This is a genomic window from Sphingomonas sp. YR710, assembly GCF_900101455.1.
In the GTDB taxonomy this organism is placed as follows: Bacteria; Pseudomonadota; Alphaproteobacteria; order Sphingomonadales; family Sphingomonadaceae; genus Rhizorhabdus.
In genome coordinates, this window is the sequence record NZ_FMZJ01000002.1 from 163550 (window position 1) to 189955 (window position 26406).

General features: G+C 65.4%; 27 protein-coding genes. 16 read left to right on the forward strand and 11 right to left on the reverse strand.

Annotated elements, in window-relative coordinates:
- Positions 1 to 17: 17 nt before the first annotated feature.
- A complete protein-coding gene (locus BLS13_RS03195) occupies positions 18 to 614 on the forward strand; it encodes an ankyrin repeat domain-containing protein (protein ID WP_093450139.1) in 597 nt (198 codons plus the stop codon).
- Positions 615 to 856: 242 nt separating this feature from the next.
- Here the strand turns inward: BLS13_RS03195 and BLS13_RS03200 are convergent, their stop codons facing one another.
- Entirely contained in the window at positions 857 to 2038 is a 1182-nt protein-coding gene (locus tag BLS13_RS03200) for an MFS transporter (RefSeq protein ID WP_093449750.1), read from the reverse strand.
- Positions 2039 to 2267: 229 nt separating this feature from the next.
- Here BLS13_RS03200 and BLS13_RS03205 point away from each other — a divergent pair, with 229 nt between their 5' ends.
- From BLS13_RS03205 to BLS13_RS03225, 5 genes are all read left to right on the forward strand, one after another.
- Positions 2268 to 4697, forward strand: coding sequence for a DUF1592 domain-containing protein (locus BLS13_RS03205; protein WP_176943411.1), 2430 nt, complete (start codon positions 2268 to 2270; stop codon positions 4695 to 4697).
- Between the two features lie 184 nt (positions 4698 to 4881).
- Complete coding sequence (locus tag BLS13_RS03210; RefSeq protein ID WP_093449753.1) at positions 4882 to 6222, forward strand: DUF1552 domain-containing protein; 1341 nt, start codon at positions 4882 to 4884, stop codon at positions 6220 to 6222.
- A complete protein-coding gene (locus BLS13_RS03215; protein WP_256325689.1) occupies positions 6215 to 7609 on the forward strand; it encodes an ankyrin repeat domain-containing protein in 1395 nt (464 codons plus the stop codon). The genes BLS13_RS03210 and BLS13_RS03215 overlap by 8 nt, the downstream gene beginning before the upstream one ends.
- Positions 7610 to 7640: 31 nt before the next feature.
- Positions 7641 to 8120 carry a c-type cytochrome gene (locus BLS13_RS03220; protein ID WP_093449756.1) on the forward strand — a complete coding sequence of 160 codons (480 nt, stop codon included), beginning with the start codon at positions 7641 to 7643 and terminating at the stop codon, positions 8118 to 8120.
- Positions 8121 to 8185: 65 nt separating this feature from the next.
- Positions 8186 to 8839: a cytochrome b/b6 domain-containing protein gene (locus tag BLS13_RS03225; RefSeq protein ID WP_256325690.1), complete on the forward strand. Its 654-nt coding sequence runs from the start codon at positions 8186 to 8188 to the stop codon at positions 8837 to 8839.
- Positions 8840 to 8956: 117 nt separating this feature from the next.
- Here the strand turns inward: BLS13_RS03225 and BLS13_RS03230 are convergent, their stop codons facing one another.
- The 4 genes from BLS13_RS03230 to hisS all read right to left on the reverse strand — a co-directional run bounded on the left by BLS13_RS03230 (position 8957) and on the right by hisS (position 13705).
- On the reverse strand, positions 8957 to 10042 hold the full coding sequence (locus BLS13_RS03230; RefSeq protein WP_093449757.1) for a DUF4167 domain-containing protein: 1086 nt from the start codon (positions 10040 to 10042) through the stop codon (positions 8957 to 8959).
- A 295-nt stretch (positions 10043 to 10337) separates the two neighbouring features.
- Entirely contained in the window at positions 10338 to 11162 is an 825-nt protein-coding gene (gene prmC / locus BLS13_RS03235) for a peptide chain release factor N(5)-glutamine methyltransferase (protein WP_093449759.1), read from the reverse strand.
- A gap of 205 nt (positions 11163 to 11367) precedes the next feature.
- Entirely contained in the window at positions 11368 to 12450 is a 1083-nt protein-coding gene (prfA, locus tag BLS13_RS03245; RefSeq protein WP_093449762.1) for a peptide chain release factor 1, read from the reverse strand.
- Between the two features lie 7 nt (positions 12451 to 12457).
- Complete coding sequence (hisS, locus tag BLS13_RS03250) at positions 12458 to 13705, reverse strand: histidine--tRNA ligase (RefSeq protein ID WP_093449763.1); 1248 nt, start codon at positions 13703 to 13705, stop codon at positions 12458 to 12460.
- Between the two features lie 142 nt (positions 13706 to 13847).
- On the opposite strand from hisS, the gene ppa reads away from it, so the two are divergent.
- Positions 13848 to 14390, forward strand: coding sequence for an inorganic diphosphatase (gene ppa / locus BLS13_RS03255; protein WP_093449765.1), 543 nt, complete (start codon positions 13848 to 13850; stop codon positions 14388 to 14390).
- A 32-nt stretch (positions 14391 to 14422) separates the two neighbouring features.
- On the opposite strand, the gene BLS13_RS03260 is transcribed toward ppa, so the two are convergent.
- Positions 14423 to 14773 carry a TfoX/Sxy family protein gene (locus BLS13_RS03260; protein WP_093449766.1) on the reverse strand — a complete coding sequence of 117 codons (351 nt, stop codon included), beginning with the start codon at positions 14771 to 14773 and terminating at the stop codon, positions 14423 to 14425.
- 1 nt (position 14774) lies between these two features.
- The gene (locus tag BLS13_RS03265; RefSeq protein WP_093449768.1) at positions 14775 to 15092 is read right to left on the reverse strand and encodes a DMT family transporter; all 318 of its coding nucleotides are present in this window, start codon (positions 15090 to 15092) and stop codon (positions 14775 to 14777) included.
- Between the two features lie 63 nt (positions 15093 to 15155).
- Between BLS13_RS03265 and BLS13_RS03270 the strand changes: the two genes are divergently transcribed.
- Positions 15156 to 15812, forward strand: coding sequence for a DUF1345 domain-containing protein (locus BLS13_RS03270; protein WP_093449770.1), 657 nt, complete (start codon positions 15156 to 15158; stop codon positions 15810 to 15812).
- Between the two features lie 3 nt (positions 15813 to 15815).
- Here the strand turns inward: BLS13_RS03270 and BLS13_RS03275 are convergent, their stop codons facing one another.
- The 4 genes from BLS13_RS03275 to ispG all read right to left on the reverse strand — a co-directional run bounded on the left by BLS13_RS03275 (position 15816) and on the right by ispG (position 19505).
- Positions 15816 to 16721 carry a DMT family transporter gene (locus BLS13_RS03275; RefSeq protein ID WP_093449772.1) on the reverse strand — a complete coding sequence of 302 codons (906 nt, stop codon included), beginning with the start codon at positions 16719 to 16721 and terminating at the stop codon, positions 15816 to 15818.
- A 159-nt stretch (positions 16722 to 16880) separates the two neighbouring features.
- Positions 16881 to 17348, reverse strand: a complete 468-nt coding sequence (locus tag BLS13_RS03280) for a DUF1203 domain-containing protein (RefSeq protein WP_093449773.1) — start codon at positions 17346 to 17348, stop codon at positions 16881 to 16883.
- A gap of 73 nt (positions 17349 to 17421) precedes the next feature.
- A complete protein-coding gene (locus BLS13_RS03285; protein ID WP_093449775.1) occupies positions 17422 to 18387 on the reverse strand; it encodes a polysaccharide deacetylase family protein in 966 nt (321 codons plus the stop codon).
- On the reverse strand, positions 18384 to 19505 hold the full coding sequence (gene ispG, locus BLS13_RS03290; RefSeq protein ID WP_093449776.1) for a flavodoxin-dependent (E)-4-hydroxy-3-methylbut-2-enyl-diphosphate synthase: 1122 nt from the start codon (positions 19503 to 19505) through the stop codon (positions 18384 to 18386). Before ispG ends, BLS13_RS03285 begins: the two co-directional genes overlap by 4 nt.
- 93 nt (positions 19506 to 19598) lie before the next feature.
- Between ispG and BLS13_RS03295 the strand changes: the two genes are divergently transcribed.
- The 8 genes from BLS13_RS03295 to BLS13_RS03335 all read left to right on the forward strand — a co-directional run bounded on the left by BLS13_RS03295 (position 19599) and on the right by BLS13_RS03335 (position 26360).
- Entirely contained in the window at positions 19599 to 20561 is a 963-nt protein-coding gene (locus BLS13_RS03295) for an isoaspartyl peptidase/L-asparaginase family protein (RefSeq protein ID WP_093449778.1), read from the forward strand.
- Positions 20561 to 21403 carry a S1/P1 nuclease gene (locus tag BLS13_RS03300; RefSeq protein WP_093449779.1) on the forward strand — a complete coding sequence of 281 codons (843 nt, stop codon included), beginning with the start codon at positions 20561 to 20563 and terminating at the stop codon, positions 21401 to 21403. The genes BLS13_RS03295 and BLS13_RS03300 overlap by 1 nt, the downstream gene beginning before the upstream one ends.
- Before the next feature lie 140 nt (positions 21404 to 21543).
- Positions 21544 to 21993, forward strand: coding sequence for a 3'-5' exoribonuclease (locus tag BLS13_RS03305; protein ID WP_093449781.1), 450 nt, complete (start codon positions 21544 to 21546; stop codon positions 21991 to 21993).
- A 46-nt stretch (positions 21994 to 22039) separates the two neighbouring features.
- Positions 22040 to 22846, forward strand: coding sequence for a diaminopimelate epimerase (gene dapF / locus BLS13_RS03310; RefSeq protein WP_093449782.1), 807 nt, complete (start codon positions 22040 to 22042; stop codon positions 22844 to 22846).
- A gap of 113 nt (positions 22847 to 22959) precedes the next feature.
- Positions 22960 to 24261, forward strand: a complete 1302-nt coding sequence (gene mtaB / locus BLS13_RS03315; RefSeq protein ID WP_093449784.1) for a tRNA (N(6)-L-threonylcarbamoyladenosine(37)-C(2))-methylthiotransferase MtaB — start codon at positions 22960 to 22962, stop codon at positions 24259 to 24261.
- Between the two features lie 223 nt (positions 24262 to 24484).
- Positions 24485 to 25423: a signal recognition particle-docking protein FtsY gene (ftsY, locus tag BLS13_RS03325; RefSeq protein ID WP_093449787.1), complete on the forward strand. Its 939-nt coding sequence runs from the start codon at positions 24485 to 24487 to the stop codon at positions 25421 to 25423.
- Entirely contained in the window at positions 25423 to 26031 is a 609-nt protein-coding gene (locus BLS13_RS03330; RefSeq protein ID WP_093449789.1) for an inner membrane-spanning protein YciB, read from the forward strand. The genes ftsY and BLS13_RS03330 overlap by 1 nt, the downstream gene beginning before the upstream one ends.
- Positions 26031 to 26360, forward strand: a complete 330-nt coding sequence (locus BLS13_RS03335) for a cupin domain-containing protein (protein ID WP_093449790.1) — start codon at positions 26031 to 26033, stop codon at positions 26358 to 26360. The genes BLS13_RS03330 and BLS13_RS03335 overlap by 1 nt, the downstream gene beginning before the upstream one ends.
- Positions 26361 to 26406: the final 46 nt, after the last annotated feature.

Here is a 26406-nt window from a genome sequence, read left to right on the forward strand (position 1 = left end):
TTACGAATCTTTTCGCCATGGCCCGACCAGCCATCATCGCCCTCACCCTCATGGTGGCAGCGGCCCCTGCCGCGGCGCAGTTCTCGGAGAGCTACACGTTTCTGAAAGGGGTTCGCGACGCCGACGGCGCCGCCGTCACCAAGTCGCTTCAGAATCCCGGATCGACGATGATCAACACGCGCGATTATACGACCGGCGAAGCGGCCCTGCATATCGTCGTCAAGCGACGCGACATGACGTGGCTGTCCTTCCTGCTCGCCAAGGGCGCCAATCCCGACATTCGCGACAATGACGGCAACAGCGCGCTGGTCCTCGCCACCCAATTGGGCTTTGCCGATGGCGTTCAGCTGTTGCTGCGCGTGAACGCGGCGGTCGACCAGCCGAATGCGCGCGGCGAAACGCCGCTGATCATCGCCACGCAGCAGCGCAATATCCCGATCGTGAAAATATTGATCGCCGGCGGCGCCGACCCCAAGAAGCCCGATCGCATCGCGGGCAAATCGGCGCATGACTATGCCGCGGAAGATACCCGCAGTGCCGCCGTACTGAAGATCCTCGACGAGGCGCCAGCGGTGAAGCCCAAACCGAAGATGTCCGGCCCCGTCCTGCATTAAGGTGGTGCAGAACTGAGGCCGGCACCCATATGCGCTAACATAAGCCCTCTCCCGCTTGCGGGAGAGGGTTGGGTGAGGGTCTTCTTTCTTCTGCTTGCCCACCGGTTCGGTGAAAATGCCGAAGAGAAGGTAAAAAAAGCCCTCATCCAAACCTTCTCCCGAAAGCGGGAGAAGGCTTAAGAAGGCCCTATACTGCGCCTATGGGAGCAGCCCCCTCCTTTGCGCGCCGCAGCCGGCCGCGATCACGCCTCCCGAAGCGGCGGCAGTACGATCAGGCACAGAAGGCCTGCGAGATTCAGTGCGAGGGCCGCCGCCGCGAGCGGCAGCAGACCCCGTTCGATAAAGCCCGCAACGGTCGCCGTGCCGGCGGCCGTGACCGCCATTATCGCGAGGACGACCAGCGCGCTGCCACGCGCATCGTCGCCCCGCGACGCCAGCACCGCGCGATAGAAGCCGGGCGGCCCGCGCAGGCCGAGACCGGTATTCAGCGGCACGAACAACATTGCCACCACCAGCGGCGACCTACCGCCGGCCAGCGCATAGATCAGCAACCCCGCGGCGCCGAACGTGGCGATCACGGTTCCCCACCCGATCAGCCGCTCCGCCCCGAACCGGGCCGCAAGCGAGCCGGTTATGTTCGCGGCCACAATGAACGTGGTGATGCCGGCGATCTGCATGATGATGAAATCGGACAGGGTTCCGCCGAGGCTCCGCACGAACACCGCCGGCGCCCCGAACACGAACACCAGCAACCCGCCCAGCACGAATGCCTGGCTCAGCGCATAACGCAGGAAGACGGGATCGCGCAGGATCGCCCCATAGCTGCCGCTGCGGCGGCGACTGGTCTGCGGGATCAGCGGCATCGCGATATTCGCGATCGCGAGCAGCAGCGCGATCACGCCGATCAGTTCGAACGACAGCCGCCAGCCACCGATCGACAGCAGCCACACCCCCATGATCGGTGCCAGCGCCGGCGCCAGCGCCTCGATGCTGCCGAGCGCGCCAACCGCATGGACGGCCTTCGCGTCGTCAAACATCGCGCGGATGATCGCGGGGGCGAACACCGCCGGCCCGGCGGCGGCAGCCCCTTGCAGCGCGCGCAGCCCGATCAGGCTCCAGATCGTCGGCGCCAGCACGCAGGCGAAGGCCGTCACCGCGTGGAGCAGCAGCGAGGCGATCAGCAGATGGCGGGTCGCGAATCGGTCGCCGAGCGCGCCGAAGGCGAGCAACCCGATGCTGGTGCCGCCGACATAGGCCGCCAGCACGAGCTGCGCCTCGGCCGGATCGCCGCCCAGCGCTTCGGGCAGTGTGGGGATGGCGGGCAGCACGAGATCGGTGCCCATCAGGCCGAGAACGGTCGCCACCACGACAAGCGCAAGCACCGGCAACGGCCGATTTACGACAAAGTCCTTTTCCGTTTCCATTCCGCAATCGCCCCAGTTGGCCGGCCCCGACCGACCCCTAAGCTAGCCAACGCGCGCTTTACAGCCACTGTGACCGAAATGTTAACGGGCATGGACGAGGGCGTGACGAGACGTTAGGCTCGGTAAAACACTTAATCGGTTCGGACGGGAAAGCGCCCATCGCTTGCCCGGAACGACGGTCACTACGGCGTGGAGAGGACACGGCGGCAAGGGGATCGGAATCGATGACGTGAGTTTGCGTCCAGTTTTTCGCAGCAGCGCCCTCGCGCTCAGCGCCGCTATCGCCGTCTTCTCCGTCGGTGCCCGTTCCGAGCAGGATGTTACACAACTTCCCGCCGCGGCGCGGCCGGCCTCCCCCAACGGTCCGCCGGCGATGCTCGACGAATTTTGCTCGCGCTGCCACAATGACGACGACAAGGTGGCGGATCTGTCGATCGAGGATCTGCGCGGCGCCGACCTGCTGCACGGCGCGCATGCCGACGCGTGGGAGAAGATTCTCCGCCGCACCACGCAGGTCGAGATGCCGCCGCGCAACAAGCCGCAACCCGATCCGGCGATGCGGGCCGCCTTCGTCGAGTGGCTCCGGACCTCGCTCGATGGCTATGCAAAGGCGCATCCCGATCCCGGCCGCGCGACGATCCGCCGGTTGAACCGGGTTGAATATGCCAATGCGGTCCGCGATCTGCTGGCGCTCAGGATCGATGTCAGCCGGGAGCTGCCGCAGGACAATTCGGGCTACGGCTTCGATAATATCGCCGACGTGCTGAGCGTTTCGCCAACCCTGATGGACCGTTATGTCGCGGTGGCAGGCAAGATCGCGCGCACGGCCACCGGCCTGACATCACCGCGCGAATTCGTGACCTCCTATGAGCTGCCGAAGGACGGATCGGTGATGAATTCGGGCCGGCCGGCCTATAATGAGCGGGCAAGCGACGATCTGCCGCTCGGCTCGCGCGGCGGCGGCGCGTTTACCTATTATGCCCGCTACGACGCCGTCTATGAGATCGCCGGCTGGCTCAATGCCAACACCAATAACGAGACCGACCGGCTCAAGGAGGACCGGGTCAGCGTGCGGGTGCCGCTCAAGGCCGGCGCGCACGTGATCGGCCTGTCATTTCGACGCCGGATCGCGCCCGACGAAAGCATCCAGACGCTTCGCAACGATCTCGACAAGGTGCCGCTGCCAACGGCGGCGCCGGTGATGCTGCCGCTCGACGTATCGGTCGATGGCGTGCGCGTGCAGCAGCTCGCCGTTCCATCCTACCGGATGTCGCCGCGCTACTCGCAGCAGAATTTCCCGCGCGACGTGCTCCAGGTCGACGTGACGGGGCCCTTCTCTCCGTCCGGCATCACCGATACGCCCAGCCGCAAGCGCATCTTCCTGTGCAAGCCGGCACGCGCCTCCGCGGAAACCGCCTGCGCGACCCATATCGTCGCCGCGCTGGCCCGCAGCGCCTATCGCCGCCCTGTCACCGATGCCGACGTGGCTCCGCTGATGCGGATCTACGCCGCCGAGCGCGCCGCGTCCGATTTCGATCATGGTATCGAGGCCGCGGTCGAGGCGATCCTGGTCTCGCCGCACTTCCTGTTCATGATTGAGCAGGATCCGAAGGGCAGCGCGCCGGGCAGCGTCCACCGCGTCAGCGACCTCGAGCTGGCGACCCGCCTGTCCTTCTTCCTGTGGAGCAGCATCCCCGACGAGACCCTGCTGAAGGTCGCGGAAAAAGGCCGGCTGCACGATCCGGCCGTGCTGAACGCGCAGATCGGCCGGATGCTCGCCGATCCGCGCGCCGATGCGCTGACGAAGAATTTCGCCGGGCAATGGCTCTATCTGCGCAACCTCGACCAGCAGCGGCCCGACATCGCGGTTTTCCCGAATTTCGATGCGCGCCTGCGTGCCGCGATGGCGCGAGAGACCGAGATGTTTTTCAATTATGTGCTGCAGGCCAATCGCAGCGTGCTGGATTTCATCGCCGCCAACTACACTTTCCTCAACCAGCGGCTCGCCGAACATTATGGCATAGAAGGCGTCAACGGCACCGCGTTTCGCCGCGTCAGCCTCGATCCGGCGTCGCATCGCGGCGGGCTGCTGGGGCAGGCGAGCATCCTGACCGTGACATCCTATGGCAACCACACGTCGGTGGTGAAGCGCGGCAAGTGGATTCTCGACAATATGCTGGCGGCCCCGCCGCCGCCGCCGCCGCCGGACGTGCCCGCGCTGCAGGCGTCGCATGACGGGCGGCTGCTGACCGCCCGCGAGCAATTGGAGCTGCACCGGACGAACCCGGTTTGCGCGTCATGCCATGTGAAGATGGACCCGCTCGGTTTCTCGCTCGAGAATTTCGATGCGATCGGCGGATTCCGGCAGAAGGACGTCGGCCAGCCGATCGATGTATCGGCGGTGATGCCCGACGGGACGAAATTCGCCGGGCTGAGCGGGCTCCAGCAGATATTGATGGCGCGCAAGGACGAATTCACCGCCGCTTTTACCGAACGGCTGCTGACCTATGCGCTCGCCCGCGGCATCGGCGCGCGCGACATGCCCGCGGTCCGCGCCATCTCGCACGCCGCCGCAGCCGACAGCTACCGCATCCAGACGATCATCCGGGGCATCGCGACAAGCGATCCCTTCACGTTGCGAAAGACACCCGAGAAATGAGGCGCAGTGAGCAATTCCTCCCCGAGATTGTCTCGGGGAGGGGGACCATCCGCAGGATGGTGGAGGGCTTTGCGGGCGCTTCGCATGTCGCGCCGGCCCCTCCACCGCTCTTCGAGCGGTCCCCATCTCCGTTCCGGGGAGGAATTTCGCGTGACGCGTTCTCCAACCATTCGAGGCCCACGATATGAGGATCCTCCGCACGCCCCTCAGCCGCCGCACGATGCTGCGCGGGTTCGGTACGACGATCGCCCTGCCGTTCCTCGAAGCGATGATGCCCTCCGCGCAGGCGGCGGACATCGCTGCGCGGCCAAAGCGGCTGCAGATCTTCTATTCACCCAACGGGATGATGATGGAGAGCTTCCGCCCCCCGACGCAGGGCAAGGGTATCGCGCTGCCGCCGACGCTGGAACCGCTCGCGCCGCACCGAGACCAGATCGTCGTCGTCAGCGGTCTCGGCCATCCGATGGCCGCGGCGATGGGCGATCGGCCGGCGGGCCATGGCCGATCTTGCCCGGCCTTCCTGACCGGCACGCATGTCCGGCAGACCGAGGGCACCGACATACGCTGCGCGATTTCGGTCGATCAGGTCTATGCCAGGCATGTCGGCGACGCGACCCAGCTCAGTTCGATGGAGCTCGGCATCGATCAGGCGAGCCTGCTCGGCAGCTGCGATATCGGCTATAGCTGCGCCTACACCAACGGCATTTCGTGGCGCAGCCCGACCGTACCATTGCCCGTCACCGCCAATCCGCGCGACGTGTTCGAACGGCTGTTCGGCGACGGCGACGCGTTGGATGAGGCGGGCCGGCGCGCGCAGTTGCGGCGCCAGTCGAGCATCCTCGACTTCGTGATGGACGATACCGCCCGTCTGTCCGGCCAGCTTGGCACGGAGGACCGCCGCAAGCTCGAGGAATATCTCGAGGCGACGCGCGATATCGAAAAGCGCATCCAGAAGGCTGCGACCTCCAGCGCCGGCCAGCAGGCGGCCAGCCTCGAACGGCCCGCCGGCATCCCTGATTCGTTCGACGAGCATGTCCGCATGATGATCGATCTGCAGGTGCTCGCGATGCAGGCGGATATCACGCGGATCGGCAGCTTCATGATCGGCCGCGAACTCAGCAACCGCACCTATCCCGAGATCGGCGTGCCGGATTCGCACCATATGCTGAGCCATCATGGCCACAATCCGGAGAAGATCGTGAAGCTCGCCCGGATCAACCGGCACCATATGGAATATTTCGCTTATTATCTGGAGCGGATGAAGGCGGTGAAGGATGGCGAGGGATCGCTGCTCGATCGTACGCTGGTGCTGCGCGGCTCGGCCTTCGGCGATCCCAACGAGCATGACCATATGGATCTGCCCGTGATCGTCGCCGGCGGCCTGGTGAAGGGCGACCGCCACATCGTGGTGGAGAAACATACCACCATGTCGAACCTGTTGCTCGCTTCGCTGCATCTGCTGGACGTGCCCGATGCCTCGTTCGGCGACAGCACCGGGCCGCTTAAGGAACTGGCCAGTGCCTAAGCGCGTCGGGGCCTTCCTCGCCGGCCTGGCCTGTTGTGGCGCCGCCCACGCGCGCACTGTGCCGGACGACGGCGCATTGGCGCGCGCGATCCGCGCCAATGATGTCGCCGCCGCACAGGCGGCGCTCGCGCGGCATGCCGACCCCGATCAGCGGCTGGCGTTCGGCGCGACCCCGCTCAGCCAGGCGGTCAACACGCAAAATCCGGACATGGTCGCGGCCTTGCTCGCCCGAGGCGCTAAACCGAACAGCGCCGACACCGACGGCGTCACCCCGCTGGCGCTCGCGTGCGAGCTGGGGAATCCCGGCATTGTCACCCAGTTGCTGGCCGCGCACGCCGATGTTCGCGCCGCCAGTGCCGATGGCACGACGCCGCTCCACATCTGTGCGCGCTATGGCCCAGCCGACGCCGTCGCGCGGATGCTCGCGGCGGGCGCGACGGCGGACGGTGCCGACAGTCGCGGCCAGACGCCATTGATGTGGGCCGCCGCATCGGGACGGACCGAAGCGATCGCTTTGCTGATCAAGGCCGGTGCGGATGTGAACCGGCTTTCGGCGGGCGGCTTCACCCCCTTGTTCTTCGCTATCAAGAGCGGCGTCGTGCCGGCAACGGAAGCACTGCTCGCAGCCGGAGCAAAGGCCGATTATCGCGGCCCCGAGCACACCAGCGCTGCGCAGCTTGCCGTCTATCAGCACAATTATGCCGCCGCCGCGCTGATGGTCGCGCGCGGCGCCGATCTCACGGAGCGCGATCGTACCGGCCTCCAGTTGCTCCATGCCGCGGCGGCGGGAGGCGATGCAGCACTCGCCAGCCTGCTGCTGACAAAGGGGGCGGACCCCAATGCGCTGACCGGCCCTTCGCGCATCACATGGGTGACCGAGGCCAATTTCGGCCGCCCGCCACCGCCCGTCCCGCCGACACCGCCGCTGCTGCTGGCCGCCGCCGGCGGGCATGAGACCGTCATGAAGCTGTTGCTCGCCGCCGGCGCCAATCCGCGCTTCGTCGCCGAAGACGGCACCAATGTGGTGCTCGCCGCGGCACAGGGCGGCAGCGCGGCGGCACTTGAACTGGCGTTGCGCATTGCCCCCGACGCCAATGTCGCCAATGCCGGTGGCTATACCGCGCTTCACATGCTGGTCGGCGGTGGCATGAAGCCCGAACTCGGCGCGATGATGCGGGTGCTGGCCGCTTATGGCGCGCGCGCCGACATCAAGAGCAAACATGGCCTCACCGCCGCGGCGATGGCCGCCGATGGCCTGACCGAGGTGAAGGCGCTCTTCCTTCAAAGCTTTCCCGCCTCAGCCGGCGCGAAACTCATTGACGGGGCCGGCAATCCGCCGGCCCTCCATCGGCAGGTGGCGACTGCGCGGACGACGGCCCAACCATGACCATCCACCCCCACCCAAAGCGGGAGATCCCATGATCGCTTCACGTTTCCTCAAGGCCTTGTCCGCCGCCATGCTGGCGATGATCGTGCCGGTGCTGACGATCGCACCAGTTGCGGCCGCACCCACGCCGCAGGCCGCGATCGCGACCCGGCAGGCAGGCTATAAGAAGATGGGCGCCGCAATGAAGGCGTTGAACGACCAGCTGAAGAGCGATGCGCCGGCCAAGGCGGTGATGCTCGACGCGGCGCGGACGATCGCCGCCACGGCGCCCGAACAGCCCAAACTCTTTCCCGCCGGCAGCGGTGCTTCGGCCGGGGTGAAGACCGATGCACTCCCGAGCATCTGGACCGATCGCGCCACCTTCGACTCGAAGATGAGGCAACTGCTTACCGAATCCGCCAAACTTGTGACGGTGGTGAATGGCGGCGACGTGGCCGCGATCCGGGCGCAGGCCAAGGCGACCGGCGCGACCTGCGCAGGCTGCCATCGCCAGTTCCGCGCCGACAATTGATCGATCCGGGAACACGGAGCCGACTTATGCCCCCCGTCCAGACCATCACAACAGAAAAAGCACGCATGCTCATATGGGATGTGCCAATCCGCCTGTTCCACTGGTCGCTTGTCGGGCTGCTCGCTTTCTCGTGGTGGAGCGGCGAGCAGCACGCGATGGATTGGCATCGCCGTTCCGGCTATGCGATCCTCGCGCTGCTGATCTTCCGCATCTACTGGGGCTTTTTCGGCGGGCGGACGGCACGGTTCGTGCAATTCGTGCGGGGGCCACGCGCGACGATCGGCTATATCCGTTCGTTCGCAAGCGGCAGCTACGCCACAACGCCGGGGCATAACCCAATCGGCGGGTGGAGCGTGGTGCTGATGCTGGCCAGCCTGATGGTTATGGTCGTCGCGGGGCTATTTTCGGTCGATGTCGACGGGCTCGAATCCGGGCCGCTCGCCGATTATGTGAGCTTCGATCAGGGCCGCCTCGCCGCGGCAACCCACCATATCATGTTCAACCTGCTGCTCGCACTCGTGGCGCTGCACGTGCTGGCGATCCTGTTCTATCTGATCGGGCTGCGACACGATCTGATCACGCCGATGATTCACGGGCGCCGCCGCGTCGACACGCCGACTCCCGTCGGCGATCTCGGCGCCTCGGCATGGAAAGCGGCGATCGGCGTCCTTATTGCCGGGGCCTGTACCTATGCGATTGCGCAAGGCTTCCGCCTATAGGCGACCCATGCCGGCCAATAGTTTCCCGAAATGCAAAGCGCCTGTGCGGTAGCCCGCACAGGCGCTTTGCAGTCGCGATGCTGCAAGCAGGGGCCTGACCCCGCTCGCCGCGTTCAATCAGACATCGGCAACGGTACCGTCGCCTGTCCGTGCGCGCCGAACACGGCGGCGTGGCTTTTCATCGGCATCGTTCGCGGGATCGGATGGCGGCGGCGTCAGTGCGAAAGCCGGCGGCAGGCGATCCGCCTGGATCCGTTCGGCCTCGGCGGGGACCTCCTCGACCGAGCTCGCGGCAGGCCGGCGACCGCGCTTCGCCCGTATTGGGCTGTCTTCGGCCGCAGGCGCCACTTCGGCGACGGGCGGGACGGGGGCCGCTTCCACCGCGGGCTGCTCGCGGCGCGGACGACGGATCCGCTCCTCACCACGCGGGGCTGCGTCGCGGACGGGCTCCGGCGGGGCCGATATCGGCGCGGACGCCTCCTGCGTGACCCGCACGTCGGACCGCTCGTTCGGCTCGCGGCGCGGACGACGTGACCGATCCTCTCCGCGATATTCACTGTCGCGGGGCGGACGTGCGGCTTCCGAAGGCTGGCTGTTGCCATTGGAAGACTGGTTGTTGCCATTATAGGCATCACCATCCTGGCGCATGCCCTGATCCCGGCGCGGACGACCATAGCCGTCGCCATTGTCGGCGCGGGGGGCCTGATCACGACGGGGCGGGCGACGGCCACGATCATCGTCACGCGCTTCATCGCGGCGACCATCGCCTTCATTGCCATAGCGGTTGCCGTCGTTGCGCGGAGCATAGCCGCGATCGGCCGACGGCTGTTCGTCACGCTGATCCGTGCCGGTCAGATCGCCTTCGTCGCCAAACTCCTCGTCACCCTCGTTCGGCGACATGAAATCGTCACGCCGCGGACGCGGCTGCTGCTCCTCGAAACGCGAGCGGCTTTCGGCCAGTACGCGAAAGTAATGATCCGAGAATTGCAGATAATATTCGGTCGACACGCGATCGCCCTGCATCTGCGCATCGCGGGCCAATGCCTTATATTTCTCATGGAGCTGGGCGGCATTGCCGCGCGCGCGATTGTCGATGCGATTACCGCGTTCGGCGCCCGCGCCATTGCCACTGTTGGGCCGCGGCGCACCACCTGCGCCGCCGCCACGACCGCGACGACGGCCGTTCTGACGATTGTTGATCAACTTTCCGATGTCCTCGCAACTCGTGGTATCGGTTCACCACTCCCAACACCGGGACAGCCCCGGATCTGCTCTTCAGGGCACCGCCCCGAATCCATTTGAATTGCAAGCCGCCACAGCAGGCGCAGACCTTCCGGTCTGCATCCGCCAAAGGTCCCGGTCGCCTTCGCTGGCGTCCATGGCATTGGGGGTCGGCTGCATCGGGCCGATGCAGTTCAGCATCCCAAGCCCGTGTCCATAGGCCCGATGTAAGGTGTTGCGCGACGTTTTCCAAGCGGAATATGCGCATAGCCGAGATTCAGTGTGTCGCAACGATACAGCGATCGCGACCCGCCAGATCCTTTTCGACTTTCATCATAAGTGCATGATTAGCGAAGATATCTCGAACCGCCTCGGCCTGATCTGCCCCGATTTCGACCGCGGCCATTCCCCCGCGAGCGATCAGACGGGGAAGCTGCGGCGCCAGTCGCCGATAATCGTCGAGCCCATCGGCCCCCGCAAACAGCGCCTCGGCCGGCTCAAAATCCGCCACGTCGGGCGGCAAAGGCGCCGCCTGCTCGATATAGGGCGGGTTGCACAAAACGAGATCGAACGCCTCGTCTATGCCCACCCCCCAATCGCCCTTTCGCAATGCCGTGCGTTGGCCAAGACCAAGCCGGTCGGCATTGGCGCCCGTCACGGCCAGCGCGACATCCGATCGATCGACGCCCACGCCGGTCGCCGACGGCCATTCGGCCAGCGCGGCGAGCAGCAAGGCACCCGATCCGGTGCCGAGATCGAGAATGCGGCGCGGGCCGGCAGCACCGAAATGCGCCACCGCCGCCTCGATCAGAGTTTCGCTATCAGGCCGGGGAATGAGTACGCCGGGCCGGACGTCGAGCGTGATCGTCCAGAAATCGCGATGGCCCGTAATATAAGCCAGCGGCTCATGGCGCGCGCGCCGAGCGACGAGCGACGCGAAACCGGGGGGTTCGGGGTCGGCGATATGCCTCAGCAGCATCGTCTCGCGCGATATGCCGAGCGCGTGCGCCATCAGCAGTTCAGCGTCGAGCCGGGGCGTATCGCTGGCCGATGCCAGACGAGCGGCGGCGTCACGGATTGCCGAGGCGACTGAGTCAACCACGGTACGGGTCCGGGTGTCGCCACAGCGGATTCATGAAGTCAGCCAAATGGATCCCGCTTCCGCACATAAGCGCTGACGCGGTGGCGAGCGGTACCAATTCCTCCCCGAGCTTGCTCGGGGAGGAATTAAGTATCGCTTGCAGCATGGATGTTCGTCCAAAGTCGGCGACTATGCGCAAGAGCAGTACCGCCGGCATTCCGCGCAATCATCCATCGAGCTGCGCAAGCCGCGCCGCTTCGTCCTCGGCGATCAGCGCGCTGATCAGCTCGTCGAGCCCGGGGCCCTCCAATATTTCGGACAGCCGGTGCAGAGTCAGGTTGATGCGGTGATCGGTCACCCGGCCCTGCGGGAAATTATAGGTGCGAATGCGTTCGGAGCGATCACCCGACCCGACCATCGACTTGCGCGCGCCGGCGCGGGCACTGGCCAGCCGTTCGCGTTCGAGCTCATAGAGGCGCGTGCGCAGCACCTTCAGCGCCTTGGCCTTGTTCTTGTGCTGCGATTTTTCGTCCTGCTGGATCACGACGAGACCGCTCGGAAGGTGGGTGATGCGAACCGCGCTGTCGGTGGTGTTGACCGACTGACCGCCCGGGCCAGACGAGCGATAGACATCGATCCGCAGATCCTTGTCGTCGATCTGGACATCAACCTCCTCGGCCTCGGGCAAGACCGCGACCGTCGCCGCCGAGGTGTGGATGCGCCCGCCGCTTTCGGTGACCGGCACGCGCTGGACGCGGTGGACGCCGCTTTCGAACTTCAACCGCGCGAACACGCCGGCCCCGGTGACGCTGGCCACCACTTCCTTATAGCCGCCGAGATCGGCCGCGCTCGCGGAAATCAATTCGACCCGCCAGCCGCGATCCTCGGCATAACGCTGATACATGCGAAACAGGTCGCCGGCGAACAAGGCCGCCTCATCGCCACCGGTGCCGGCGCGGATTTCGAGCATCGCCGAGCGCTCATCGGCCGCATCGCGCGGCAACAGACTCAGCGCGAGCGCGCGTTCGGCGTCAGGCAAGCGGGCGCGGATATCATCGGCCTCCTGAACCGCCATCGCGCGCAGTTCGGGATCGTCGGCCTCGCTATCGGCCAGTTCGGCGAGCACGCCAAGTTCGGCGCGCAACCGGCGCACTTCGCCGGCCGCCACCGCGACCGGCTCGATCTCGGCATAGTCCTTCGACAGGCGGACGAACTGGTCCGCGGCCAGATCGCCGCGCGACATCGCCGCCTGCAGCTCGTCGCGCCGCGCCTCGATCGCCGCGATCCGCTGCGATGTGATGCTCACCATCGTGCGATCAGCCCCTGAGGATTTCGATCAGGCGCGCACGCGACACCCATTGCTGCGTCTGATTGGCGAGATCCTTCAACGCGAATTCGTCGCGCGCAATCTCGTCATCGCCGATGATGACGGCGAAGCGCGCACCCGATTGATCGGCCTTGTGCATGCGCTTCTTCATATTGCCCTTATAGCTCATGTCGGCCGCAACCCCGGCCCGGCGCAACCGCGCCAGCAGATCGGTCGCCGCCGGCTCGGCCGCGGCGCCCATCGGAATGATCATCGCGGTGATCGATTCGGGCTCGGGCAGGTCGATCAGCATCGCCAGCCGCTCGATCCCCGCCGCCCAGCCCACCGCCGGGGTGGCCGGGCCGCCCAGCGCCTCGATCAGCCCGTCATAACGGCCACCGCCCAGTACGGTCCCTTGCGCACCCAGCCGATCGGTGACGAATTCGAAGGCGGTGTGGCGATAATAATCGAGCCCGCGCACCAGCCGCGCGTTACGCGTCCAGCGGACATGCGCCGAATCGAGCCCCGTCGTCACCGCCTCGAAAAAGCGCCCGGCATCGGCCGACAGGAAGGCATCGATCTCCGGCGCGGCATCGGCGATGGGCCGATCGCGCGGATCCTTCGAATCGAGGATACGCAGCGGATTCTTTTCGAGCCGATCGATGCTTTCCTGCGACAATTGATCGCGATTGGCGGAGAAGTGCGCGATCAGCGCGGCGCGCCAGGCCTCGCGCGTCTCCGCATCGCCCAGCGTGTTGAGCGTGAGCGTGACGCCGTTCTCGATCCCCAGTTCGCGGAGCAGCTGATCGGCAAAGCACAGCAACTCGATATCGGCGAGCGGCTCGGCTGCGCCGATCACCTCGGCGTCGAGCTGGTGAAACTGGCGATAGCGCCCCTTTTGCGGCCGCTCATAGCGGAACAAGGGGCCATGCGTGACGACCTTGAGCGGCGCGTGCTGCTGCCAGCCTTCGGTGAGGAAGGCACGCGAGATGCCGGCGGTGAATTCGGGCCGCAAGGTCACCGATTCGCCGCCGCGATCCTCGAACGAATACATTTCCTTCGAAACCACATCGGTCGTCTCGCCCAGCGAGCGCGCAAACACTGCGGTCGGCTCGATCACCGGCACTTCGACCCGCCCGAATCCATAGAGCCGGCGCACGCGATCGAACGTATCGACGACATGGCCGAAACGCTGCGCCTGTTCGCCCAGCATATCCTGTGTGCCCCTGATCGGGCGGGGGGTTTCTATCCTGCTCATGGGTCGCAGCCCTTAGAGCATTTGCGGCCCTGTGGGAAAGATGCCGCCGCCCCGGCGATATCGGACGCGAAACGTCGGCAATTGTGACAGATTTGCGTGATCCCCGCTTGGCAACTAATGCGGTGCAGCATAAGGGACGCGCATGAACATCGAACTCATCCCCGTGGGCGACGATCCGCCCAACAGCCTCAACGTCATCATCGAAGTGCCGGTGGGCGGCGAACCCGTAAAATACGAATTCGACAAGAAATCGGGCGCGCTGTTCGTCGACCGCATCCTGCACACGCCGATGCGTTATCCCGCCAATTACGGCTTCGTGCCGCACACGCTGTCGCCCGATGGCGATCCGCTCGATGCGTTGGTCGTCGCGCGCTCGCCCTTCGTACCGGGCTGCGTCGTGCGCGTCCGCCCGATCGCGGTGCTGAAGCTCGAAGACGAGGCCGGCGGCGACGAAAAGCTGCTGACCGTGCCGGTCGACGCGACCTTCCCTTATTATACGAATGTCGGCGAAAAAGAGCATCTGCCCGAAATCCTGATGCAGCAGATTGAGCATTTCTTCACCCACTATAAGGATCTGGAGCCCAAGAAGTGGGTCCGGATCGGTACCTGGGGCGATGCCGACGAGGCCCGCCGCGTCGTGCTCGAAGCGATCGAAGCCGCCAAGCAGGCCAAGGCCGCCGGCTGACCGTTCCAACCCCTCCCGACACGCGGGAGGGGTTATTTTTTGCGTTTGGGCTTGGGCTTGGAACGCCGGCCGGCCGCTATCGCCGGCTCGGCCCATAAGCGCATCGCATCGGCATCGTCATAGACGTCGCCAGGCGCCCGGCGATAATTCATCGTCTGCGGGATGCCATCCTTTTCACCATATACGAAGCGATCGGCGCCTTCCGCGTCCCACATCGCATCGCTGACGGCATCGGATTTGAACCAGAGTTCGCCATGCGCTGTGATGGCGAAAATCGTGCCGTCGCAATAGAGCGTCCTGCCACCCATCATCGCGCGGTGCGTGACCATGCCGATCGGCTCCAGCGCCTCGACCACCCACTCGGCGAGACCGTCATCGGCCATATCAGCCCCCCGCCAGCTTGAGCCCGACCACGCACAGGACCACGCCGAAAATCAGGCCGATCCTGATCATCGAGACCGGCTCCGTAAACCAGCACATGCCGACGATGACCGTACCGATCGCGCCGATCGCCCCCCATACCGCATAGGCCGTGCCCATCGGGATCGACCGGCTCGCAACCTCGAGAAGCCCCATCGACAGCGTCACCGACAGCAGGAAGCCACCGGTCCAGGGCAGGTTCCGGAAGCCATCGACGAAGCGCAGACAGGTAGTGAACCCCACTTCGAAACAGCCGCCGATGATCAATAATAGCCATGCCATCGATGGTTTTCCCGCCTTTTCACAAGTGATAGCCTGCCCGTCGCCGCTGCGCTAGAAGCGAGCATGGCTTCCCTTCCCAGGCTCGATCTCGGCCGCCGCGTCGCCCCGCCCCGCTTCATCGCTTTCCTGCTGATCAGCGCGATCGGCTTTGCCGTCGCGATCCGTTGGGCTGGCTGGTCGCATGCCGCATTGATCGGATTCGATGCGGGCGCGATCGTCTTCCTGCTCTCCTGTGTGCCGCTGCTCAACAATCCCCCGGACAGCATGCGCGACGCCGCAAAGCGCAACGACGCCAACCGCGTCATGCTCCTGGCGCTTACCGGCATCGTGACGAGTGTCGTCCTTGTCGCGATCGCGGTCGAGCTGGCGCAGAAGGGCAGGGCCCAGCCGCCCATCATCATCCTGGTCATCGTCACACTGCTGCTGGCGTGGCTATTCACCAATATGATCTATGCCCTTCATTATGCGCACCTGTTCTACAGCCGGAACACGGATGGCACCGCCGATGCGGCCGGGATCGATTTTTCGGGAGAATGCCCCGAACCCGATTATTGGGACTTCATCTATTTCGCCTTCACCCTGGGCATGACCTTCCAGACTTCCGATACGGCGGTTTCCAGCCCGCGCATCCGCAAGGTCGTCACCGTCCACAGCTTCGCGGCGTTCGTCTTCAACATCGGCGTGCTGGCCTTCACGATCAACGTGCTGGGCGGCGGCTGATCGTCACGCCTGATATTCGGCCGGCAGCACGGGAACCTGCCCGCGGCGCGACGCCGCGATACAGCCGCCGATGATCAGCGCCGCGCCGATCGCAGTCGTCAGGCGGACATGTTCGCCGAACAGCCAATAGCCGTAGAAGCTCGCCCACAGGATTGCCGAATATTCGACCGCGGAGAGATAATTGGCCTCCGCCCGCGCATAGGCCCAGGACAGCAGCAGCAGCGAGATGCTGGCCAGCGCCGCCGCCAATGCGATTCCGGGGAAGTGCACGACATCGGGCACATGCCCGAACCAGGGCGATAGCGAGGCGAGGCAGAGCGCGACGGTGATGTTCTGGAACAAGGCCACCTCGAACGGATCGGCAACCTGCGCCTGCCGCCGCATCAGGATGATATTATAGGCATAGCATAAGGCGGACAGCAGGATCGCGATCGCGCCGATCCCCGATTCCGGCCCCGGCGGCGCCTGCAACTGGCCCGACAGGATGATCCCCACCCCGGCCAGCCCGCATACCGATCCGACCTTGGCATTGCGCCCGATCTGTTCCTTGAGCAGCAGTGCCGCGAGCAGCAAGGCGATCAGCGGCGCGATGAAGGTCAGCGCGATCGCCTGCGCCATCGGCACCCGTGCGAGCCCCCAGAAGAACAGCCACGCCATCGCCGCCGATACGATGCCGCGCTCGGCATGCAGCTTCAGCGCGGCGCGGGTCGGCCGGCCCGGCCTGCGCAACAGCCACGGCACGCCGACAAGGACCACGCCGATGATGCTGCGCCAGAGCAGAGTATCGTAGGTGCCGATCGCCAGACTCACGCTCTTCACGACCGCGTCCATCGTCGAGAAGAAGGCGATTCCGAGCAAGGCGACCGCGAACGCGACGATTGTGGTGGAGGGAGGGGCCGCGCGCGTCATGGTCGCTCTCGTAGCGACGGGACGGGCGATCGTCACGGGGGAGTTCGGTTTCCCTTCCGTCACCCCAGCGAAGGGGTCCATCCCACATCCGTTTCAGGAGAGCCGGTTGGAGGGATGCCATCCTACGCTGGCATGACGAGAGAAGGGAAGAGCAGTGCCTCAGCTGCGCTCGATCCGCGCCGCATAGCAGCCGCGCCTGGCAAAATGGGCATGGAGATAGTCCACCGTCAGATCGCCAAAGAACCTTTCGATCAAAGGCTCCAGATCGGTGCCCGCCACAAGATCCGCATCGATCATCTCCCCGCGCGCGTTGAAGGCCCGCAGCGAGATCGGGCGAACCCGCAAAACGTCCGGAATAACGTCGATCAGTTCCACGGCCTGCTCCGCCCCTTCGCGGACGAAGATCGCATGGCTCGCGCGGTAAGGCGTATCGGCCGGCTGATGGACATAGTTCAGCAGCAACAAACGCTCGTCCGGCTCGGCGTCCCGCAGCTCGATGCGGTCCGGGAAGCCCGGTTTGGCGTCGGCGATATGGCGTTGCACACCCTTCGCCGCGAGCACTGAGTCGGACAGGCCGTAGAGATGCCGGAAGGGGGCGGGGTCGAGCCCCAGGACGCGATAAGCCATGTTCGTTCTCCCTGGATAGAGTCCGAACATCGCGGCTTACATCAAGCGCTGCACTCCGCAGCTTGCTTTGAAATCAGTTCGTCGGCATCCGCGGCGTATCGTGATCGAGCCGGTCGGACGCCGTCACAATGCTCTGCGGTACGTTCGGGAAGATCCCGTACGGCAAGGGCTTGTGCATCGCCTGCGACCAGCGTTCGAGCCATTCATTGCCGTCCGGCCCGACATAATCGTCGGGCATCTTATAGGCCGAATCCTGCATAGCCTTGTCGAGCGACACCACCTTCAGGTCGTTCCGCGCGAGGATGCGGGCGAGCGCGCCGATGCTGTCACCATTGAGCCGGCTGGCGTGGAGCAGGAAGACGAAATCGATCTCGCGGCCGAGCAGGGCGACCGAAGCCTTGCGATACCAGTCGACGGCCGCCGCGGTATAATCGATATATTGCTGGCGGATGCGCTTCGCCCCGCGCCGATCGCCGCGCTTCAGCGCATCGGCATAAGGCGGATCGAACTGCCAGTCCGAATTTTCCATCGTCACCGGCGCGATCCGATAGCCATGTGCCGACAGCCATTGCTCGAAGCCCTGCTTGGCGGCGAGCGTCGGGCCGGTTTCGAGATAGGGATAGCGATACCAACGCTCGGCCCGACCTCTGGCTGCCAGCAATTTTCCCGTAACATCGTCGCCGCGGGCGACGTCGGCGATATAGTCGGCGAGCGGCGTATCGTTGAGCGACACGTGCGAATAACTATGATTGCCAAGCTCCATGCCGGCATCGAGCCATTGCTTCAGCATATCGGTGCGCGCCTGGCGATCGGCCCGTGCGAGCTGGATCTCGTTGACGAAGCCGATCGCCACGAAATGATGCCGGCGCAGGCTGCCGAGCAATTTCTTCGTAGTCTCCTCACCCTGTTTGGTCGACGACGCCTTGCCGAAGACCGGCAGATCATCGAAGGTCAGCGCAACTTCGCCGGCCTGAGCCGGCAAAGATACAGAGAGAGCGAGGGCAGCCAGCGCCCCGATGGCAGCGAAACGGATTCTCACTCTGCTGCTTGCGCCTGCGATTCCGCTGCCTCGATCGCCGCGGCCTTTTCCTCGACCAGCTTGACGATATGCTCGATCATGTCGGCATCCTGCACCGTGTGATCGGTGACGCCCGACAGATAGACCATATGCTTGCCCGCCCCGCCGCCGGTGAGCCCGATATCGGTTTCGCGCGCCTCGCCGGGGCCGTTGACGACGCAGCCGAGCACCGACAGCGACATCGGCGTGCGGATATGCTGGAGCCGCTCCTCGAGCGCCTGCACCGTGCGGATCACGTCGAAACCCTGCCGCGCGCAGGACGGGCAGGACACGACACGCACGCCGCGATTGCGGATGCCGAGCGATTTGAGGATCTCGAAACCGACCCGCACTTCCTCTTCGGGTTCGGCCGAAAGCGAGACGCGGATCGTGTCGCCGATCCCGGCCCACAGCAGATTGCCCATGCCGATCGATGACTTGACGGTGCCGCCGATCAGCCCGCCGGCCTCGGTGATGCCAAGATGAAGCGGGCAATCGACCGCATCGGCCAGCGCCATATAGGCTGCCACGGCCAGGAACACATCCGACGCCTTCACCGCGACCTTATATTCGTGGAAATCGCGATCCTGCAGCAGCTTGATATGATCGAGCGCGCTTTCCACCAAAGCCTCGGGGCAGGGCTCGCCATATTTTTCGAGCAGATCCTTTTCGAGGCTGCCCGCGTTGACGCCGATCCGGATCGAACAGCCATTGGCCTTGGCGGCGCGCACCACCTCTGCAACGCGCTCGCTCGATCCGATATTGCCGGGATTGATGCGCAGGCAGGCGGCGCCGGCATCGGCGGCTTCGAGTGCGCGCTTATAGTGGAAATGAATGTCGGCGACGATCGGCACCCGCGACGCGCGCACGATCTGCTTGAGCGCGGCGGTCGATTCCTCGTCGGGGCAGGAAACGCGGATGATGTCGACGCCGGCATCCTCGCAGCGGCGAATCTGGTCGATCGTCGCCTTCGCATCGCTGGTCAGCGTGTTCGTCATCGTCTGGACGGTGACAGGGGCGCCGCCACCCACCGGCACGTTGCCAACCATGATCTGGCGCGATTCGCGCCGTGCTATGTCACGCCAGGGTCGAAGGGACATCGGATTCCATTCTGCAGATACAGTTGAGCGCTTTATAGGCCGGCTTTGCGTCGATATGAAGATGCTGCACCACGGAAGGCCAAAACCCACGAAATGACGGCAAAGCGCGATCATATCATCATATCGCACTGGATCAGCGCACCCGATGGCTGGACCCTGCTGATCCACGGCGGCGCCGGCCAGATTCGTCGCGAAGCGACCGATGCAGCCACCGATGCCGGGGTGCGCGACGCGTTGCGCCTTGCGCTGGAGGCGGGATCGGCGCTGCTCGCCGAGGGCAAATCGGCGCTCGATGCCGTCGAGGCGGCGGTGCGGCTGCTCGAGGACGATCCCTATTTCAACGCGGGTCGCGGCGCCGTCTTCACCGCCGACGGCGTCAACGAACTCGATGCCGCGATGATGGACGGGGCCACCCGCAGCGCCGGGGCGGTCAGCGCGATCACGCGCACCCGCAACCCGGTGTCGCTCGCCCGCGCGGTGATGGCGAAGGGCCCCCATGTGATGCTGAGTGGCGCGGGTGCCGATCGCTTCGCCGCCGAACAGGGGCTCGAACAGGTCGATCCGTCCTGGTTCCGGGTGGAGGAACGCTGGCGCCAGTTCGAGGAAATGCGCGACAGCGGCACGTTCGACGTCGACCTCAAATATGGCACGGTCGGCGCGGTCGCGCGCGACGTGCAGGGCCATCTTGCCGCCGCGACGTCGACCGGGGGCCTCACCGGCAAGCGCTGGAACCGGATCGGCGATTCGCCGGTGATCGGCGCGGGTACCTGGGCCGACGATCGCGGGGCGGCGACCTCCTGCACCGGCTCCGGCGAGCATTTCATCCGCGCGGGAGCGGCGCATGAGATTTCGAGCCGGGTGCGGCTGGCCGACGAGCCGCTCGGCCTCGCCGCCGATGCGGTGATGGACGATATCGGCTCGTTGGGCGGGACAGGCGGCGTCATCAGCATCGACGGCAGCGGCGCCGGGGGCTGGTGCTTCAACACGCCCGGCATGTATCGCGGGCTGGCCACCGCCAGCGGTGTGCTTTGCGTAGCCCTTTACGGAGACGAATGATGATCCGCCTCCTGCTTGCGTTCACTGCCTTGATCGCGGTGTCGAGCCCGGCCGCCGCCTGGTGGGAATATGGCCATGAGAGCGTCGCGACGATCGCGATGGCATCGGCGAAGCCATCGACCCAGCGCGCGATCCGCCGCCTGCTCGCGCATGATCGATTACTGGAAACGCCGACCTGCCCGGCCCGCACGGTCGAGCAAGCCTCGGTCTGGGCCGATTGCGTCAAGGGCCTCAAGGATCGCTACAGCTACGCCTATAATTGGCATTATCAGAATATCGATATCTGCAAGCCGTTCGACATCAAGGCCAATTGCCCCGACGGCAATTGCGTATCGCGCCAGATCGAGCGCGACGTGCGGCTGCTCAAGGATCGCAGCCAGCCCGAGCGGGTACGGATCGAGGCTTTGGTGTTCCTCGTCCATTTCATGGGCGACCTGCACCAGCCCTTGCATGCGGGCGACCGGCATGATCGCGGCGGCAACGACGTGAAAGCCAATTATGGCGCGATCCCGAATACCAATTTGCACAGCATCTGGGACGGCCTGCTCGCCGACCGGGCGATCTCAACGCCGCCGGGCGGCGCGAAAGGCATATTGTCCCAAGTGCCGGTTGCCGATCGCGCCGCGATGGCGAGCGGCACAGTCGAGGACTGGAGCCGCGAAAGCTGGCAGGTCGCGCATGATGCCTATGCCGCGTTGATCGGCGAGGCGTGCGGGCCGAAGCCGGATGCGCGGCCGACGTTGGACGAGGCGAAGGTGCAGACGCTGATTCCGGTGTTGCGGCTCCAGGTCGCGCGCGGCGGGCTCAGGCTGGCGCGGTTGCTCGACGAGGCTTTGGGGTGATGGGATGCACGCAAGTTCCTCCCCGGAACGGGGAGGGGGACCATGCGCAGCATGGTGGAGGGGCCTCCGCCCTCCGATCGACGCGCAAACCCCACCACCGCCTTCGGCGGTCCCCCTCCCCGTTCCGGGGAGGAATTTAGGTGCGCTATTTCCTCGATACCGAGTTCAACGGGTTCGGCGGCGAGCTGATCAGCCTGGCTTTGGTGCCCGAATATGGCGACCAGGAATATTATGTCGTGATCCCGCTCGAAACGCCGGCCGAGCCCTGGGTCGAACGGCATGTGATGCCCTATCTCGAACGCGTGCCGCCGCTGAGCTTCAACCGGCTCGATCGGGTTGCAGCGGCGCATGACATCGCCGCTTTTCTGTCGACCGACGACGATCCGGTGATCGTTGCCGACTGGCCCGAGGATATCGCCTTGTTCTGCCGATTGCTGCTGGTCGGCGCGACCGATATCGTCGACGTGCAATCGATCTGCTTCGAATTCCGCCGCACGCCGGGCTTCAGCACCGCGCGCAACAGCAAGGTGCCGCACAATGCGCTCCATGACGCGCGCGCGCTGCGCGATTTCATCCTCGACAACGAATAGGCCAATGGTGGACTTCGGGGGCCGGAATCCCTAGATCGCGCGGGCGATGATGGTTCGCTTTCACAAGATGCATGGTCTCGGCAATGATTTCGTCGTGATCGATGCGCGCGAGGCGCCCGTGGCGATGCCCACGGCGCGCGCCCGTGCGCTCGCCGATCGCCGGCGCGGCATCGGTTGCGACCAGCTCATCCTGATCGAGCCGTCGACGGTGGCCGATGCCAGGATGCGGATCTTCAATGCCGATGGCAGCGAGGTCGAAGCCTGCGGCAATGCCACCCGCTGCGTCGTCAGCTTGCTCGGCGGCAGCCCTTCGATCGAGACGCTGGGCGGCGTGCTGAGCGGCGCGAATGACGGCGATCTGGTATCGGTCGACATGGGCGAACCGCGCTTCGGCTGGGACGAGATTCCGCTCGCCTTCGCGATGGACACGATGGCTATGCCGGTCGCGTGGGACGAACTGGCGTCGCCGATGGCCGTGAATGTCGGCAATCCGCACGTCATCTTCTTCGTGCCCGACACCGATTCGGTCGATCTCGAACGGCTGGGCCCGATCATCGAAACCGATCCGCTGTTTCCCGCCCGCATCAACGTCAACGTCGCGACGATCGTCGACCGGTCGACGCTGCGGCTGCGCGTGTGGGAACGCGGTGTCGGGGTGACCCTCGCCTGCGGGACCGGCGCCTGCGCCACCGCGGTCGCCGCGATCCGCGCCGGCCATGTCGACGGGCCGGTGGCGGTGCATCTGCCCGGCGGTGCGTTGCGCATCGATTGGGCGCCCGGCGGGCCGATCACCATGTCCGGCCCCGCCACCCATGTCTTCACCGCCGAGGCCGATCTGAGCGCCTTCGGATGAATATCGTCGAGTCGAGCGCCATTGGAGGGGACGCGTCCTCCCCTCCTTCGTCATTCCCGCGAAGGCGGGAACCCATAAACTCCCACGTGCGAACCTCTTGCGGTTCCGAGAATATGGGTCCCCGCCTTCGCGGGAATGACGAAGAAAAGAGAGATAGCGAGAGGAAGGGGCGGGGCCCCGAACTGATCACGCTCGGCTGCCGGCTCAACATCGCCGAGAGCGAGACGATACGGACGCTGGCACACGATCAGGATGACCTGATCATCGTCAACAGCTGCGCCGTCACCGCCGAGGCGGTCCGCCAGACCCGCAAGGCAATTCGCAAGGCCGCGCGCGCACGCCCCGATGCCCGTATCGTCGTCACCGGCTGCGCGGCCCAGACCGAGCCGCAGACCTTCGCCGCGATGCCCGAGGTGGCCCGCGTGCTCGGCAACGCCGACAAGCAGCAGGCGGCCTTGTTCCGTTTCGTGCCCGAGCCCTCCGCCGATATCCGCGTTTCCGACATCATGGCGCTGCGCGAGACGGCGCCGCATCTGGTGTCCGGCTTCACCGATCATGCCCGCGCCTTCGTCGAAGTGCAGAATGGCTGCGATCATCGCTGCACCTTCTGCGTGATTCCCTATGGGCGCGGCAACAGCCGGTCGGTGCCGGCCGGCGCCGTGATCGATCGCATCGCCGCGCTCGTCGATCTGGGCTATGCCGAGATCGTGCTGACCGGGGTCGACCTGACCAGTTACGGCCCCGATCTGCCCGGCGCGCCATCGCTGGGCAGTCTGGTCGAGCGGATATTGCGGCATGTGCCGGGGCTGAAGCGGCTGCGGCTGTCGTCACTCGATTCGGTCGAGATCGACGACCGGCTGTTCGACCTGCTGACCGGCGAGCGCCGCGTGATGCCGCATCTCCATCTTTCACTGCAGGCCGGCGACGACATGATCCTCAAGCGGATGAAGCGCCGCCACAGCCGGGCGGAGGCGGTGGCGATCGTCGAGCGGCTGAAGGCGAAGCGGCCCGATATCGCGATCGGCGCGGACCTGATCGCGGGCTTCCCGACCGAAGACGAGGCGATGTTCGACAATAGCCTCCGCCTGATCGACGATTGCGATATCGTGTTCGGGCACGTCTTTCCTTACTCGCCGCGTGCCGGGACGCCGGCGGCGCGGATGCCGCAGGTCGATCTCGCGACGATTCGCGGGCGGGCGAAGCGGCTGCGCGAAGCGGCCGAACGCCGGCAGGCGGCGTGGGAACGCAGCCTCGACGGGACGATTCAGAACGTCCTCGTCGAGCGTGGCGGGGCCGGTCATGCGGAGAATTTCGCGCGGGTGCAGCTGCCCGATGCGACCGGGGATATGATTGGCACGGTGATCCGGGCACAGATCGATGCCGGCAGCGGGACTTTGACAGGCACGATGATATGACGGTGCAAGCCTCCCTTGCCACCGTCGCCCCCGCGAAGGCGAGAATGAACGACTGCAAGCCCCTCCCCTTCAGGGGAGGGGTTGGGGTGGGGCACCCGCGTCTCACCGAGATCAGCGTCGGTTGGGAGAAGAGGCCCCACCCCAACCCCTCCCCTGAAGGGGAGGGGCTTTTTCATATCCTTACACGCTTCTACGCGGGGATGACGGCAGAGAGAATAGTGGCATGAGCGACACCCCCTGGACCGAAAAGATCTTCGGCGGCTTCAGGCGCACGTCGGAGAAACTCGGCGAGAATCTCTCCGGCCTGTTCACCAAGGCCGCGCTCGATCGCGAGACGCTCGACGAAATCGAGGAAGCGTTGATCGCATCCGATCTTGGCCCGGCGACCGCCGCCAAGATCCGCGCGCGGCTATCGGACGAGCGCTATGACAAAGGCATCGACGAAGCCGGCGTCCGCCAGGTCGTCGCCGAGGAAATCGAGAAGATCCTGGCGCCCGTCGCCAAGCCGCTCGAGATCGAGGCATTCCCGCGGCCGCAGGTGATCCTGGTGATCGGCGTCAACGGATCAGGCAAGACGACGACGATCGCCAAGCTAGCCCATCTGCTGACCGAACAGGATTATGCGGTAATGCTGGTCGCCGGAGATACGTTCCGCGCAGCCGCGATCGGACAGCTCAAGGTGTGGGCCGACCGGATCGGCGTGCCGATCATATCCGGCAAGGAAGGCGGCGACGCGGCCGGGCTGGTGTTCGAAGGCGTCAAGCAGGGCACCGCCAAGGGCATCGACGTGCTGATTGTCGATACCGCCGGGCGCCTGCAGAACAAGACTGGCCTGATGGACGAGCTATCGAAGATACGCCGGGTGCTCGGTCGGCTGAACCCGGCCGCGCCGCACGACGTTCTGCTCGTGCTCGATGCGACGACGGGGCAGAATGCGCTGAACCAGATCGAGATCTTCAAGGAGAGCGCCGGCGTGACCGGCCTGGTGATGACCAAGCTGGACGGCACGGCGCGCGGCGGCGTGCTGGTCGCGGCGGCGGAGAAATATGGCATGCCGGTGCATGCGATCGGGATTGGCGAAGGCGTGGGTGATCTGCGCCCGTTCGATCCCGCAGAGGTGGCCCGCGCGATCGCCGGTGTCGAGAGGATCAGGAAAGCGTGATGCGTACCGAAACTGCCAAGGAACCCGGCCCTCTGGTCAAGCTGGCGATCGATCTGGGGCCGCTGCTCGTTTATCTGCTGGCCTATTGGTTCACCAAGCATGTGATATTGTCGACTGCGGCCTTCATGGGGGCCACTGCGCTTGCGATCCTCGCGTCGAAGCTGCTGCACGGTCGCATTTCGGCGATGCTGTGGTTTTCGGGCGTGATGGTGCTGGTGCTGGGCGGCCTCACCGTCTGGTTCCACGATCCGCGCTTCATTCAGATGAAGCCGACCATCTATTATCTGATGGTCTCGGCGATCCTGGCCTTTGGTATGATCACCGATCGACCCATGCTGAAGATGGTGCTGGGCCAGGCCTATCCGGGGCTGAGCGATATCGGCTGGGCCAAGCTGACGCGCAACTGGGCCCTGTTCTTCGTCGCGATGGCGATCGCCAACGAAGCGGTGTGGCGATCGACCAGCATGGATTTCTGGCTGGGCTACAAATTATGGGGTGCGATGCCGGCGACCCTGCTGTTCGCGATCGCTAACATCCCGATGCTGATGAAGCATGGCCTGTCGGCGGAAAAGGCCGAAGCCGATCCACCATTGCCGCCGCAGGGCTGATGCCTGGCCTGCTCGACGATCTGACGACGCCCGGCGACCGGGAGCGGTTCGACGAACTGCTCGTGCGGCCTGGCGTGGTGATCGAACGGATCGTGTCGACGGGGCAGGTCACGCCGGTCGAAACGCCTTATCAGCAGGCCTGGGACGAATGGGTATTGCTGGTGTCGGGCGGCGCGCAGCTGTGGATCGAGGGGCAGGAAGAGATCGCGCTGGCGCCGGGAGACCATGTGCTGATCCCGGCACAGGTGCGGCACCGCGTGCTGTGGACGCAGGCCGAGCCGCCGACGGTGTGGCTGGCGCTGCATTTTCGCGACCGCGAGGGTTCTTAGCGATAATTTTATGCAGAGGCGGTTGACCCCCATCGCACGAGCCACG